General features: G+C 38.4%; 9 protein-coding genes and 2 rRNA genes. 9 read left to right on the forward strand and 2 right to left on the reverse strand.

Going from position 1 to position 15,008, the window contains the following annotated elements; genetic code table 11:
- Positions 1–163: 163 nt before the first annotated feature.
- The 9 genes from JM83_RS01470 (at position 164) to JM83_RS01510 (ending at position 11,520) form a co-directional block, all read left to right on the forward strand.
- Positions 164–1,348: a DUF748 domain-containing protein gene (locus tag JM83_RS01470; protein ID WP_144958708.1), complete on the forward strand. Its 1,185-nt coding sequence runs from the start codon at positions 164–166 to the stop codon at positions 1,346–1,348.
- Between the two features lie 225 nt (positions 1,349–1,573).
- Complete coding sequence (locus JM83_RS01475; RefSeq protein WP_144958710.1) at positions 1,574–2,158, forward strand: hypothetical protein; 585 nt, start codon at positions 1,574–1,576, stop codon at positions 2,156–2,158.
- Between the two features lie 103 nt (positions 2,159–2,261).
- Complete coding sequence (gene trmD, locus JM83_RS01480; RefSeq protein WP_144958712.1) at positions 2,262–2,942, forward strand: tRNA (guanosine(37)-N1)-methyltransferase TrmD; 681 nt, start codon at positions 2,262–2,264, stop codon at positions 2,940–2,942.
- A gap of 112 nt (positions 2,943–3,054) precedes the next feature.
- The gene (rplS, locus tag JM83_RS01485; RefSeq protein ID WP_144958714.1) at positions 3,055–3,408 is read left to right on the forward strand and encodes a 50S ribosomal protein L19; all 354 of its coding nucleotides are present in this window, start codon (positions 3,055–3,057) and stop codon (positions 3,406–3,408) included.
- 213 nt (positions 3,409–3,621) lie between these two features.
- Positions 3,622–5,028, forward strand: a complete 1,407-nt coding sequence (locus JM83_RS01490; protein ID WP_144958716.1) for a S8 family peptidase — start codon at positions 3,622–3,624, stop codon at positions 5,026–5,028.
- A 681-nt stretch (positions 5,029–5,709) separates the two neighbouring features.
- A complete protein-coding gene (locus JM83_RS01495) occupies positions 5,710–7,932 on the forward strand; it encodes an NADP-dependent isocitrate dehydrogenase (protein WP_144958718.1) in 2,223 nt (740 codons plus the stop codon).
- A gap of 164 nt (positions 7,933–8,096) precedes the next feature.
- The gene (locus JM83_RS01500; protein WP_261376301.1) at positions 8,097–10,463 is read left to right on the forward strand and encodes a TonB-dependent receptor; all 2,367 of its coding nucleotides are present in this window, start codon (positions 8,097–8,099) and stop codon (positions 10,461–10,463) included.
- Between the two features lie 2 nt (positions 10,464–10,465).
- Positions 10,466–11,275, forward strand: a complete 810-nt coding sequence (locus JM83_RS01505) for a DUF4249 domain-containing protein (protein WP_144958720.1) — start codon at positions 10,466–10,468, stop codon at positions 11,273–11,275.
- Positions 11,276–11,298: 23 nt separating this feature from the next.
- A complete protein-coding gene (locus tag JM83_RS01510; protein WP_144958722.1) occupies positions 11,299–11,520 on the forward strand; it encodes a DUF6095 family protein in 222 nt (73 codons plus the stop codon).
- A 221-nt stretch (positions 11,521–11,741) separates the two neighbouring features.
- Here JM83_RS01510 and rrf read toward each other — a convergent pair.
- Together rrf and JM83_RS01520 are read right to left on the reverse strand one after the other, a co-directional pair.
- Positions 11,742–11,851 (reverse strand): 5S ribosomal RNA (rrf, locus tag JM83_RS01515).
- A gap of 201 nt (positions 11,852–12,052) precedes the next feature.
- Positions 12,053–14,894 (reverse strand): 23S ribosomal RNA (locus JM83_RS01520).
- Between the last annotated feature and the right edge of the window lie 114 nt (positions 14,895–15,008).

Here is a 15,008-nt window from a genome sequence, read left to right on the forward strand (position 1 = left end):
GAGAGGACGGAACTGCCTTTTTTGGCAGTTTGGGTAAGACAAAATATACTCCCGAGCATTTGGGAGACGAAATATCCCTACGGCTTGCCTTAATTGCTTGGCCAAGGAATGAATTTTATAAAACACAATGTTTTAAGTAATTTGCATATTCAATAATGACAAAATGACTTCAGAAAAAAAGAAAAAAAGGAAGGCTTATAAAAAGAAAAGGTATACCGTTCCATTAATTATTTTGGCTTTGTTAATTGCTGCAAGGATCTATTTGCCATATTGGTTAAAAGACCATGTGAATAAAGTGTTAGCAGAAATTCCGGGATATTATGGACAAGTGGAAGATATCGATGTTTCGCTATATAGGGGAGCCTATGAGATAAAAGGCATGTATTTAAACAAGGTGAATGCAGATACCCAAGTGCCATTTCTTAATTTTCCTTCCAATGATATTTCGATCGAATGGAAATCCCTTCTAAAAGGAAAGATTGTAAGTGAAATAATAATGTACAAACCAGAAGTTATCTATGTTTTTGAAGATCAGGATGAAGAAATTCCTGAAGAAGAAGGAGGCTCGGCAGATATAGACGATTGGACAAAGGTACTTACGGACCTTGTACCAATAGATATCAACCATTTTGAAGCCCATAATGCAAAAGTGGCTTTTGTAGAACTTCGAAAGGAACCCAATGTAGATCTATATATAAATAATATAGAGTTGGTTGCGGCTAATTTAAGGAATGTTGTTGGTGCTAACAGAACCTTGCCCTCCCCAATAAATGCTACGGGAATCACCATTGGACAAGGAAATATGAAACTGGATGGCAAAGTGAACCTTGTAAAAGAGATCCCAGATATGGATCTCAGTCTATCTATCGAAGGCGGAGATGTTACTGCCCTCAATAACTTTACAAGGCCCTATGCAGGAATAGATTTTGAAAGTGGAACTTTTGGACTTTATAGTGAAGTTGCAATAGCCGATGGGTATATGAAAGGTTATTTAAAACCCCTGCTTACAGATACGAAGCTAATTGGTAAAGAAGATGGATTTTTAGGAGTATTATGGGAAGGATTTGTTGGCTTTTTTAAATTTCTTCTGAAAAATCAAAGCACAGATACTTTGGCCACAAAAGTGCCTTTAGAAGGTGACCTTAATAATGTAGAAGCTGGAGTATGGCCAACGGTATTCAACATCTTTGAAAATGCATGGATAAAAGCGTTTTCTGGGGAAGTAGATGATGATATCGAATTTAAAGATGCTTTTCAGGAAAAAGAATTATCCAAAGAAGAAAAAAAGGAATTGAGGCAAAAGAAAAGGGCTGAAAGAAAGCAGGAAAGAAAAAATGATGATAATTAATACAAAACATACTGTCGAAAAATAAAATTTATAGGAAACTGCATAAATGGCAAGAGATTATAAACCAACAATAGAACTTGGAGAAAACCAAGGGGAATAAAACCTCAATAATGAACTGCATTGATTCTTTTAAATGAAAGTAGCTTAAATTGAATAAATTAAGAATATTGGCAATATCTGTTTTTTAGGAACGTTGTTAGGAGTACCAAACCAAAAAGCATTAAAATGAATAAACTATTATTATTGGGATTAGCGATCCTCTCTTCTACATTTTCGCTAACTGCACAGGAGAAAGAAGAAAGTGACAATCCTGTGGAAGATGAATTTACGACTATCATTGAAAACTCAAATGACTATCAAGGCTATAAAGTGGTAGACTACAGTGACCTAATGAAGCTGAAACAGAATACAGCAAACTTCATTTCCAACCTAAACAATGAAATTGTTGCCCAAAAAAACACTATAGATCAGCAGCAAAAAGAAATAGTACAGCTAAGAAAGGATCTTGAAAACACCCGGGACAATTTAAAAGAAGTTACCGCAGAAAAAGATGCGATAACCTTTTTAGGGATGCCCTTTAGTAAAGGTTCGTATATGGCACTAATGTGGGGAATAGTTGCAATTTTGATTTTATTACTGCTGTTCTTTATTTACAAATACAAAAAAGGCCACGCACAAACTAGCGAGGCTAAAAACAATCTTACAGAAACCGAAAAAGAATTTGAAGCATTTAAAGCCAAAGCACTGGTTAAAGAGCAAAGACTTGGAAGATTGCTGCAGGATGAAAGAAATAAAGCTAGTGATAAGTAAACTACCTCGGACGAACTCACGAGGTATTTATAGGAAAAAAAATAAAATTTCGAGGCAAGCCTTTGAGCATTTAAATCTCGATTATCGAGTAAAATAAATTAGCATGCGCATAGATATAATAACCGTTGTCCCCAATATTCTTACCAGCCCCTTTGAAGTTTCCATCTTAAAAAGGGCCATTGAAAAAGGACTGGTAGAAATCCATTTGCACAATCTTAGGGATTACGTTACCGATAATTACAAGCAAATAGACGATTACCAATTTGGTGGTGGCGCGGGAATGGTGATGATGATAGAACCTATAGATAAATGCATCACTAAATTAAAGTCGCAACGAGATTATGACGAGGTAATCTATATGACCCCAGATGGATCCAAATTTGATCAGAGAACAGCAAATACACTTTCCTTAAAGGAAAATATCATCATTCTTTGTGGGCATTACAAAGGGGTAGATCAACGGGTTCGGGATCATTTTATCACTAAAGAGATCTCTATTGGAGACTACGTATTATCTGGAGGGGAATTGGCAGCGGCTATCATCTGCGATGCTGTAATCAGATTAATTCCCGGGGTATTGGGGAATGAAACTTCGGCACTAACAGATTCCTTTCAGGATGACCTTTTAGCCCCGCCTGTATATACAAGACCTGCAGATTACAAAGGCTGGAAGGTTCCTGAAGTTCTAACCTCCGGAAATTTCCCGAAAATTGATTCCTGGAGAGAAGAGCAGTCTTATGAAAGAACAAAAAAGCTACGTCCGGATTTATTGGAAGAAGATTAATTTAAATTCGCCTTGTTTATAGTTTTAAATTTTATAATTTTGCACTCGTTTCTATATTAACCTCTGGCGAGATCCGTGAATGTTGATTTAGACTTTATTTAAAATTACAAATATGGAATCCCTAATTAAATTCGTTCAAGACGAATTCGTTACAAGGAAAGAATTTCCTGAATTTTCAGCAGGTGACACGATCACTGTGTACTATGAAATCAAGGAAGGAGCAAAAACCCGTACCCAGTTTTTTAGAGGTGTTGTAATTCAAGTTAAAGGAACTGGAACTTCTAAAACTTTTACCATTAGAAAAATGAGTGGTACTGTTGGAGTAGAACGTATTTTCCCAGTTAACTTGCCAGCATTGCAAAAAATTGAAGTTAATAAGCGTGGTGCCGTAAGAAGAGCCCGTATTTATTACTTTAGAGGTCTTACAGGCAAAAAAGCCCGTATCAAAGAACTTAGAAGAAAATAATTTTTCTTCTCAAGAAACCAGAAGCCCCTTAATTGGGGCTTTTTTTATGCGCTATTTTTTTCGATGTTTATAAAGAGTTTTAACTAATGATGCAATTGACATTATCTATAACGCATTTCATCGAGTTATCATCTTATTTAAGATTTAAATTATAATAATTGTTATTTAATCTATTATATTGGAGCCACTTATTAATTAATAAAAAATTTAACTATGAAGAAACATGTAAACTTGTTTAAAATTCTTTTCTGTTTAGGTATCATTGGGCTTTTATTTACCTCTTGTGAAAAAGAGGAAGCTACAGAAAACTCTACAGATATTGTAAACATCGACCTGCAAGAGCCTACTTTTAAAAACTATATGGTAATTTCCGAAAGCACTGAATTAACCAAAAGTGTAGAAAATTTCCTGAAAAAGAGTGGAGGAACAGTAATTAGCACTATTCCCGAGATTGGAATTGCGATTGTAAACTCAGAAGATGCAAATTTTATCCAGAATACTTTAAAGAACAAGGAAATTGTTTCAGTAGTACCAGATTATGAAATAAAATGGATTCCTTCTACAGACGGAGGGGCAGTTACCGCACCAAAAGAAGAAGTTACTCCACCAAGTATAGGTGATGAAGAACCTTTTTATGGATATTTATGGGGCATGGATGCAATAGACGCACCCCAGGCCTGGAATGCTGGGTTTACTGGTAAAGGAGCTAGTGTATTTGTACTGGATTCTGGAATTGATGCAGAACATCCAGATCTTGCACCTAACTTAAACACATCTCTATCTGCTTCATTTGTTCCTGGAGAAGATTGGAACATTAGACCAGGGAGTTATTTTAATCATGGATCACATGTTGCAGGAACAATTGCAGCTGCCCAAAACCAAATTGGAGTAATTGGAGTTGCTTATGAAGCAGAACTCGTTGCCGTAAAGGTTTTATCTGAATATACGGGAAGTGGGGCATTTAGTAGTATAAATGCAGGAATTGTTTATGCGGGAAACAACAATGCCGATGTCGTAAATATGAGCCTTGGTGCAACTTTGAGCAAAAATGGAAAATTAATTGATGCTGACGGTAATGCATACCGGGTTAGCCCAAAAGTTATTCAGGAGATTATCCACGCACAACAAAGAGCAATCGATTATGCTTTTAATAAAGGTGTAACCATTATAGCTTCTGCAGGAAATGATGCAGAGAATTATGACGGCAATGGAGCGGCAATTAAATTGCCTGGTGGCTTGAACAATATAATTACAATTTCCGCCACTGCTCCAGAAGGGTGGAATTTTGATCCTTCTTCAAATTATGATATTCCTGCCAGTTACACTAACTATGGCAGATCTTTAATAGATGTTGCAGCGCCAGGCGGGGACTTTGATGTTTCAATACTTGATGGAATTGTAAGCACTGGAAGTAATGGTTATTACTTTAGCGCAGGAACAAGTATGGCTGCACCACATGTTAGTGGAGTTGCTGCCTTGATAATCGGTAAAAATGGTAAAATGGATCCTAAAGAAGTTGCAAGACAAATAGAAAACACTTCTGACAAGATAGATGGTAACGGTCAAAGCCTTTTCTTTGGTAAAGGTCGGGTAAATGCCTTAAGAGCAGTTACGGAATAATATCAATTTTATTATTATTTAAAAGCCCCGTATCTGGGGCTTTTTTTATTGGAAATTTTATTATAATCCACTAACAATATTAAAAAGGAGTAATTAACAAAAGTTAATAACTAAGCCTTACAACCTGTTGAAAACTAAATAGTTAAAATTCTTGACAATGAATAAATTTGGTCGTAAATTTAAAGGTACATTTAAAAACAGGAAGAATGACAAAAGGATTTCTCCATTTTAAATAGTACTGTAAAGGAAGTTCTTTACATAGGTTCTTATCTTCTATATAACGCATATTTTGCCAAGCAAAAGCAGTTTGAAAGATTTGAACGTCTTTGATATAATTTAAGCGCGTTTGTGAGTAAATTATATCATGTGAAGTAACGCACGAAGTAAGTTGTGGTAATTGACTTACGAATGATCTTAAAGATCCAGCGGTAAAGCGTTATTTCGTCAGGAGCCATTTCAATATACAAGGTATGTTGAAATGGCTTTTTTAGTGATAAAATTTGTTTAAAACTCCGTGAATACTCATTGGCTCCTATGATAAAATAGCTAAAAACCCTATCTTCGCTACACTTTGGAATTTACATCCAAAATAGTTCAATTTTAATATTTAATAACCAAACGAGAATCATAGGAAAAATTATTTTTTCCTGTGGCAATTGAGAAGAAAAATAATTTATTTACATGACACAAAAATCCAAAATAGTTTATACCAAGACAGATGAAGCTCCAATGCTTGCAACTTTTTCTTTCCTACCAATTGTTAGGAAGTTTACTAAATCTTCGAATATAGAAATCGAAGCAAAGGATATTTCCCTAGCTGCTCGAATTTTAGCGGCATTCAACGATGTACTTCCAGAAAGCCAAAAAGTATCCGATTCCCTAAAGGAACTGGGAGAACTGGTTACTAAACCCGAAGCTAATATTATTAAACTTCCCAATATTAGTGCTTCCGAACCTCAATTGGAGGCAGCGATCAAAGAATTACAAGAAAAGGGGTTTGATTTACCCAATTATCCAAGTGAACCAAAAGATGAAAAAGAAAGGAAGATTAAGCAAAAGTATGACAAGGTTAAAGGGAGTGCTGTAAATCCGGTTCTTAGGGAAGGAAATTCGGATAGGAGAGCTCCCCGAGCTGTAAAAAATTATGCCAAAGAAAACCCGCATTCCATGGGTAAATGGGAATCTGATTCTAAGACCCATGTGGCTACTATGAAGTCCGGGGATTTCTTTCACAACGAAAAGTCTCTAACCTTTAATCATGCTGATGTCTTGAGCATAGAATTAGAAGGTTCCAATGGTCAAATCAGTATTTTAAAAGAAAATTTAAAAGTTCTTGACGGCGAGATTATTGATGCCACTGTAATGAGTAAATCAGCACTTATATCATTTTTAAATGAACAGATTGCTGGCGCCAAAGAAAAAAACGTATTGTTTTCTCTACACATGAAAGCGACAATGATGAAGGTGTCCGATCCCATAATTTTTGGTCATGCTGTACGTACCTTTTTTAAAGATCTTTTTGAAAAGTATAACGAAACTTTTGATGAAATTGGAGTAAATGCAAATAGTGGATTGGGAGATTTATTAAATGCACTTTCAGATTTATCAGAAAACAAAAGAGAAGAAATAGAAGCTGACCTAAAGGAAGGTTTTAAAAACGGTCCTTCCCTTGCCATGGTAAATTCAGATAAAGGAATTACCAACCTGCATGTGCCAAGTGATGTGATTATTGATGCTTCTATGCCTGCAATGATCAGGACTTCCGGTAAAATGTGGAATTCCAAAGGAGCATTGCAGGACACAAAAGCTGTGATTCCAGATAGTAGCTATGCTGGAATATACCAAGCAACTATAGATTTTTGCAAGAAAAATGGCGCTTTCGATCCTACCACCATGGGAACAGTCCCTAACGTTGGTCTTATGGCTCAAAAGGCCGAAGAATATGGTTCTCACGATAAAACCTTCGAAATTCCTTCAAATGGAACCGTAAAAGTAAAAAACTCCAAAGGCGAAGTAATTATTGAGCATAGCGTAGAAGAAGGTGATATATGGAGAATGTGCCAAGTTAAAGATGCTCCAATCCGAGATTGGGTAAAATTAGCTGTCTCCAGGGCAAAATCTTCTGGGATGCCTGCTATTTTCTGGTTAGATAAAAATAGAAGCCATGATGCCGAAGTAATTAAAAAAGTTAAAAAATATTTAACTGAAGCAACTACTGAAGGGCTTGACATTCAAATAATGGCACCGTTTGAAGCAACTAACTATACACTAAAAAGGGTAAAAGAAGGGAAAGACACTATTTCGGTAAGTGGAAATGTACTTAGGGATTACCTAACAGATCTTTTTCCAATTTTAGAATTAGGAACAAGCGCAAAAATGCTATCTATCGTTCCCCTTATGAATGGTGGTGGTTTATTTGAAACTGGCGCAGGAGGATCTGCACCTAAGCACATCCAACAATTCTTGGAAGAAGGGCATTTACGCTGGGATTCCTTAGGTGAATTTTTAGCTCTTGCTGTCTCTTTGGAACATTTAGGCGAAAAATTCGATAATAAAAAGGCTTTGATCCTTTCCGAAACTTTAGATGAAGCCACCGAAGAATTTTTACGCAATGATAAGTCTCCTTCAAGAAAAGTAAACGAATTGGACAATAGAGGGAGCCACTTTTATTTAGCACTGTATTGGGCTCAAGGTCTGGCGGCACAAAATAAGGATCAAAGTTTAAAGGTTGAATTTTCCAAGATTGCGGAGAAATTAGCAATTAATGAAACAAAAATTCTACAAGACCTTATAAATGCTCAAGGCAAGAAAGTAGATATTGATGGCTATTATTATCCCAATGAAGATCTTACAGCAAATGCAATGCGCCCAAGTGAAACATTGAATAATATTCTGCAGAACTAGGAAGGGAAAATGATTTCAAATAAATAGCCCTGATCAATATGATTAGGGCTTTTGGCTTCTTAAAGAACTAGTTTCAATCGAGTTAAACAGCTTTAAATTATTTCCTAAGATCCATGATCTATTCAAAAAAATAGTATTACAAAACCTATATTTACCAAAAAAAGTTGAAAAAATTATTTTCTGCAATTTTTATATTCTCGTTTTTCTTTCTTCAAGCTCAAGAGACCTTTACCATCAATGGTGTAATAAAAGATGTTTCTAGCAATGAAACCCTCTACGGGGTGAATATTCTGGTATCCAATTTAAATTCTGGTGTTGTTACCAATGAGTATGGTTTTTATTCGATAAAATTACCGCCCGGCACTCATACATTAACAATCACTTACTTAGGTTTTAAAAATGAGCAAGTTGTGCTTACTATTACAGAGAATGCTACCTATAATTTTTCATTGACGGAAACTTCAGAAACCTTGGAAGAAGTTGTTATCATTGAGGACTCAGAAAGGCTTAATATTAGAAGTGCAGAAATGAGTGTTAATAAATTGGGTATTAACACCATCCAAAAGTTACCAGTGGTTTTTGGAGAAGTAGATGTAATTAAGTCCCTTTTATTGCTTCCTGGAGTATCCAATGCAGGGGAAGGCTCTTCAGGTTTCAATGTTCGCGGTGGAGCTGTAGATCAGAATCTAATATTGCTGGATGAAGCTACTATTTATAATTCCTCTCATTTATTCGGGTTGTTTTCTGTTTTCAATCCAGATGCGATCAAGAATTTAAAATTATACAAAGGCGGAATTCCATCAAAATATGGTGGGAGGGTTTCATCTGTTTTAGAAATTTTTCAGAAAGACGGAAATAGTAAAGAATTTAAAGCGAATGGCGGAATTGGAGTTATCTCCAGTAGGGTATTAGCCGAAGGGCCTATTATTAAGGATAAAGGTTCGTTTTTAATAGGGGGAAGAAGCTCTTATGCCCATTTATTCTTAAAATTATCAGACAACCAGAATTCGGCATATTTTTACGATCTAAACACAAAATTGAGCTATAGGCTGGATAACAACAATACGATATTGTTTTCTGGTTATTTCGGAAGGGATGTTTTCAATATAAATGAGAGTTTTAAAAACACCTACGGTAATGCCGTATTTAACTTAAGGTGGAACCATGTACTTACAGATAATATTTTCACAAACCTTTCCCTTATTTATAGCGACTACTATTATGGCCTTACGCTGGATTTTGTTGAATTTAACTGGAATAGCGGTATAAAAAACCTAAATATCAAGTACGGTTTCGATCAATATATAAACGATGATTTCAGTTTGGATTATGGAATGCAGAACACGTATTATGAATTCAACCCTGGAGAAATAGAGCCCAGCACTCCCACTTCTGGAATAATCGACTATAAATTAACCAAAAAATATGCGTTTGAAAGTGCTTTATATATATCGGCCAAGCATGAAATAAGCGAAAATTTATCTGCTGAATATGGACTGCGTTTTAGCAATTTTTTTAGATTAGGACAATCAGAACTCAATTTATATGAGAATAATGAAGCTGTAGTATTTAATAATGATTTTAAGATTTATGAAAAAGCAGATCCTATTGGTACAAAAACACTAGAAAAATCTAAAGTAGAGAAGTATTTTTGGGCATTGGAGCCACGTGCATCTTTGGCATACAGTTTTAATAACGATCAATCTGTAAAATTAAGCTATAACAGGATGATTCAATATTTGCATCTCATAACTAACACAAGTTCCCCCACGCCCTTGGACATTTGGTCGCCAAGTGGTAAATATATAGATCCGCAAGTATTAGATCAATTCTCCGTTGGATATTTTCAAAATTTAAAAAATAACAACTATTCTTTAGAAGTTGAAAGCTTTTATAAATACATAAAGAACCGAGTTAATTATATAGATGGTGCTAATTTAATTGCCAACAATGCCATAGAGCAAGTAATCTTGCCGGGAAAAGCCAGAGCCTATGGATTGGAACTTTTATTAAGAAAAAACAAAGGAAGACTTACTGGCTGGGTAGCTTATACCTTATCTCGATCTGAACAAAAAACACCCGGCAGAACAGAAATGGAAAATGGAATTAACAATGGGAACTGGTATAATACTGCCTATGACAAAACTCATGATATTTCAGTAACTTCTAGTTATCAACTAAACAATACTTGGGAATTAAGTTCAAATTTTAGCTATCAAACTGGCTTACCTACCACATTTCCAACAGGGCAATATAGATTTGAAGGTTTTGTCATTCCCGTTTACGCTCCCAGAAATAGTGAGCGCCTACCCGCATACCATAGATTGGATATAGCTGCAACATATACCCCAACTAAAAATAAAGGCCGAAAATATCAATCATCTTGGAATTTTGGGATCTATAACATATATGCTAGAAAAAACGCAGTGTCGTTAAGTTTTAGAAATAACGATGATACTGGGCAAAATGAAGCAGTACGATTGTCACTATTTGGTATCATACCATCTGTGACCTATAATTTCAAATTTTAATTATGAGAGCACTATTAAATATGGGATTTTTCTTGATGCTTTTAATTCTGTCTTCCTGTGAAGAAGTTGTGGAAGTAGATCTCCAAGAATCGGAACCAAAGCTGGTAGTAGAAGCTTCTATTATATGGGAAAAGGAATCGCTAGGAAATAATCAGTACATCATTTTAAGTAGTACTACCTCATTTTATAATTCTGAAAATCCTCCAGCAGAAGGTGCTAATGTCATAATTAATTCCGCTACAGAAGAAACCTATCAGTTTACTGAAATCTCTCCTGGCATATATGAAAATACAAATTTCAAGCCCGAATTATATAAATCGTATACACTATCTATTAATTACAAAAATGAATTTTATACAGCCAGCGAAAAAATGATCCCCGTGGTAGATTTGGAAAATATAGAACAAACAAGTAATGGAGGATTTAACGGAAATGATATTGAATTGAAAGCTTATTATTCAGATCCTTCAGAAATCAAAAATTACTACCTCTTGAAATTTTTTTTTGAAAATACTTCCCTTCAAATTTACAATGATGAGTTTACGAACGGAAATAGAACTTTTGCCTATTTTTCTGATGAAGATTTAAAATCCGGGGATCAGGTAAATTTTGAAATACAAGGGGTCTCAGAGAGATTTTATGAATATCTTTATATACTGAGTTCGCAAGCTGGAGAAAATAATGGCGGACCATTCCAAACTCAGCCAACAACAGTGAGAGGAAATATAGTAAACACCACGACCCCTGAAAATTTTGCTTTCGGTTATTTTAGATTATCTCAATCTGATACACTAACATACCTAGTTGAGTGATATCATACCTCATTTTGCAATCTATGAAACATACTAATAGAGAATTACTTGGCAAAGGCCTTAAATATTTAGCAGGAGCACTTCCCTTAACGCTTTTAGGACCTGTTGTGCTTTATTCCGCTTTTCATAATAAGGAACATCCGTACTATATTTTTGTTCTGATATTTGGGCTTCTTGCTCTGGTAGGCGCCATTATATTGATGTTTTCAGGAATTAAAACAATTATGAAAGCTCTTTTTGATTAAACATAATCGTTAGTAGAATAAATTTTCATTGTCTTAATCCCTACAATTATTCCATAATTTTATTTTGTTTTTATTGCGCTACGCGGTGGCCCGGCTGCGGTCCCTGGCCGGGAGGGCCCCTTAAAAACACACTTTTCGGGACGTGGTACGATTTACTTTATATTTGAAGTCCCCACAAAACAAAAAAACCCCTCCATCGGGTGATGAAGGGGCTTTCAAAAAAAAGGCGGCGACATACTCTCCCACAAAAATGCAGTACCATCTGCGCTAACGGGCTTAACTTCTCTGTTCGGAATGGGAAGAGGTGAGCCCCGTTGCCATAGCCACCTTAAATTATAAGTGATCAGTGAGGGGCAAGGGGTGATCAGAAAAAACCTGTTCACGCTTCACAATTCACAATTCACTTCACGCCAAGGCGTGATAATAAGATCAACATATGGGAAACAAACAATAGAAGAATACCAGTTCGAACGATCAATGGCAAATTGGATAGGTTTTTCGCCCTCCCTTCTTCCGAAGAAAAAGGGAGAACCGCACTAAGCTTTACGGATTATTAGTACCACTCGGCTATGACATTACTGCCTTTACACCTATGGCCTATCAACGTGGTGGTCTTCCACGGTCCTTTAAAGAAATCTCATCTTGTGGTGGGTTTCGCGCTTATATGCTTTCAGCGCTTATCCCTTCCGAACGTAGCTACCCAGCAATGCTCCTGGCGGAACAACTGGTGCACCAGAGGTTCGTCCAACTCGGTCCTCTCGTACTAGAGTCAGATCCACTCAAATTTCTAACGCCCACTGTAGATAGAGACCGAACTGTCTCACGACGTTCTGAACCCAGCTCGCGTGCCACTTTAATGGGCGAACAGCCCAACCCTTGGGACCTTCTCCAGCCCCAGGATGTGACGAGCCGACATCGAGGTGCCAAACCCCCCCGTCGATGTGAGCTCTTGGGGGAGATCAGCCTGTTATCCCCGGCGTACCTTTTATCCTTTGAGCGATGGCCCTTCCATGCGGAACCACCGGATCACTATGCCCTACTTTCGTACCTGATCGACCTGTATGTCTCTCAGTCAAGCTCCCTTATGCCATTGCACTCTGCGCACGGTTACCAAGCGTGCTGAGGGAACCTTTAGAAGCCTCCGTTACTCTTTTGGAGGCGACCACCCCAGTCAAACTACCCACCAAGCATTGTCCCCCGCAAAACGGGGTTAGGCTTCAAACAAGTAAAGGGTGGTATTTCAACAATGACTCCACCACACCTGGCGATGCAGCTTCAACGTCTCCCACCTATCCTACACATCACTTGTCCAAAGTCAATACTAAGCTATAGTAAAGGTGCACGGGGTCTTTTCGTCCCACAGCGGGTAATCGGCATCTTCACCGATACTACAATTTCACCGAGCTCATGGCTGAGACAGTGTCCAGATCGTTGCACCATTCGTGCAGGTCGGAACTTACCCGACAAGGAATTTCGCTACCTTAGGACCGTTATAGTTACGGCCGCCGTTTACTGGGGCTTCAATTCAATGCGTCGCCGAAGCTAACATCTCCTCTTAACCTTCCAGCACCGGGCAGGTGTCAGGCCCTATACATCATCTTTCGATTTGGCAGAGCCCTGTGTTTTTGATAAACAGTCGCCTGGACCTCTTCACTGCGGCCCCCGCAAGGCGGGGGCGACCCTTCTCCCGAAGTTACGGGTCGATTTTGCCTAGTTCCTTAGCCATGAATCTCTCGAGCACCTTAGAATTCTCATCCCAACTACCTGTGTCGGTTTACGGTACGGGCTGCCACCACTTGCTTTTCTTGGAAGTCGATTTGCTGGATTGTCACGCCGGCCGAAGCTTTTGTGTACTATTGCCGTGTTGCCACTGGCTTCAACGTACTATTCCGTCAGTACGCACCAACTTTTCGCCTCCGTCACGTTTAACGTGGGGCAGGTACAGAAATATTGATCTGTTGTCCATCCACTAACCCTTTCGGGGTCGCGTTAGGTCCCGACTAACCCTCAGCTGATTAGCATAGCTGAGGAAACCTTAGTCTTTCGGTGTGCGGGTTTCTCGCCCGCATTATCGTTACTTATGCCTACATTTTCTTTTGTAACCAATCCAGCATGCCTCACGGCACACCTTCAACTTTGTTACAATGCTCCCCTACCACTTACAATTCAAAAACTGTAAATCCATAGCTTCGGTAGTATATTTATGCCCGATTATTATCCATGCCGGACCGCTCGACTAGTGAGCTGTTACGCACTCTTTAAATGAATGGCTGCTTCCAAGCCAACATCCTAGCTGTCTGGGCAGTCCAACCGCGTTATTTCAACTTAATATACATTTGGGGACCTTAGCTGATGGTCTGGGTTCTTTCCCTCTCGGACATGGACCTTAGCACCCATGCCCTCACTGCTGACCAACATTTTATAGCATTCGGAGTTTGTCAGGAATTGGTAGGCGGTGAAGCCCCCGCATCCAATCAGTAGCTCTACCTCTATAAAACTTTAAATCAACGCTGCACCTAAATGCATTTCGGGGAGTACGAGCTATTTCCGAGTTTGATTGGCCTTTCACCCCTACCCTCAGGTCATCCCAAGACTTTTCAACGTCAACGGGTTCGGTCCTCCACTATGTGTTACCACAGCTTCAACCTGCCCAAGGGTAGATCACACGGTTTCGCGTCTACCACTACCAACTATACTAGCCCTATTAAGACTCGCTTTCGCTACGGCTCCACCTCTTAAAGGCTTAACCTTGCTGGCAACGGTAACTCGTAGGCTCATTATGCAAAAGGCACGCCGTCACCCCTAAGGGCTCCGACCGCTTGTAAGCGTATGGTTTCAGGATCTATTTCACTCCGTTATTCACGGTTCTTTTCACCTTTCCCTCACGGTACTGGTTCACTATCGGTCTCTCAGGAGTATTTAGCCTTAGCGGATGGTCCCGCCAAATTCATACAGGGTTTCACGTGCCCCGCACTACTCAGGATACCACTATGGTTCATGTTCATTACCTATACAGGGCTATCACCTTCTTTGGCCACCCTTTCCAAGGTGTTCTAATTCTGTTCACAACCAATCACGTGGTCCTACAACCCCACGCGCGCCGTAACGCACGTGGTTTGGGCTAATGCGCGTTCGCTCGCCGCTACTTGCGCAATCACTTTTGTTTTCTTCTCCTCCGGGTACTTAGATGTTTCAGTTCCCCGGGTTCGCCTTCCTTACGGAATACTATATCTTCAATATAGTGGGTTGCCCCATTCGGATACCTGCGGATCGATTTGTATGTGCCAATCCCCGCAGCTTTTCGCAGCTTATCGCGTCCTTCTTCGCCTCTGAGAGCCTAGGCATTCCCCATACGCCCTTATTTAGCTTATGTGCTTTTACCTAATTTGCTCAAATCTTGCTTTTGCCGATATGCAAAAACAACACTTTTATTATAATTGTTCTTTTGCACTTGCAATTCCTTGCAAGTACCTAATGTTCTCGTATTC

The sequence above is a fragment of the Gillisia sp. Hel_I_86 genome (genome assembly GCF_007827275.1).
Classification (GTDB): Bacteria; Bacteroidota; Bacteroidia; order Flavobacteriales; family Flavobacteriaceae; genus Gillisia.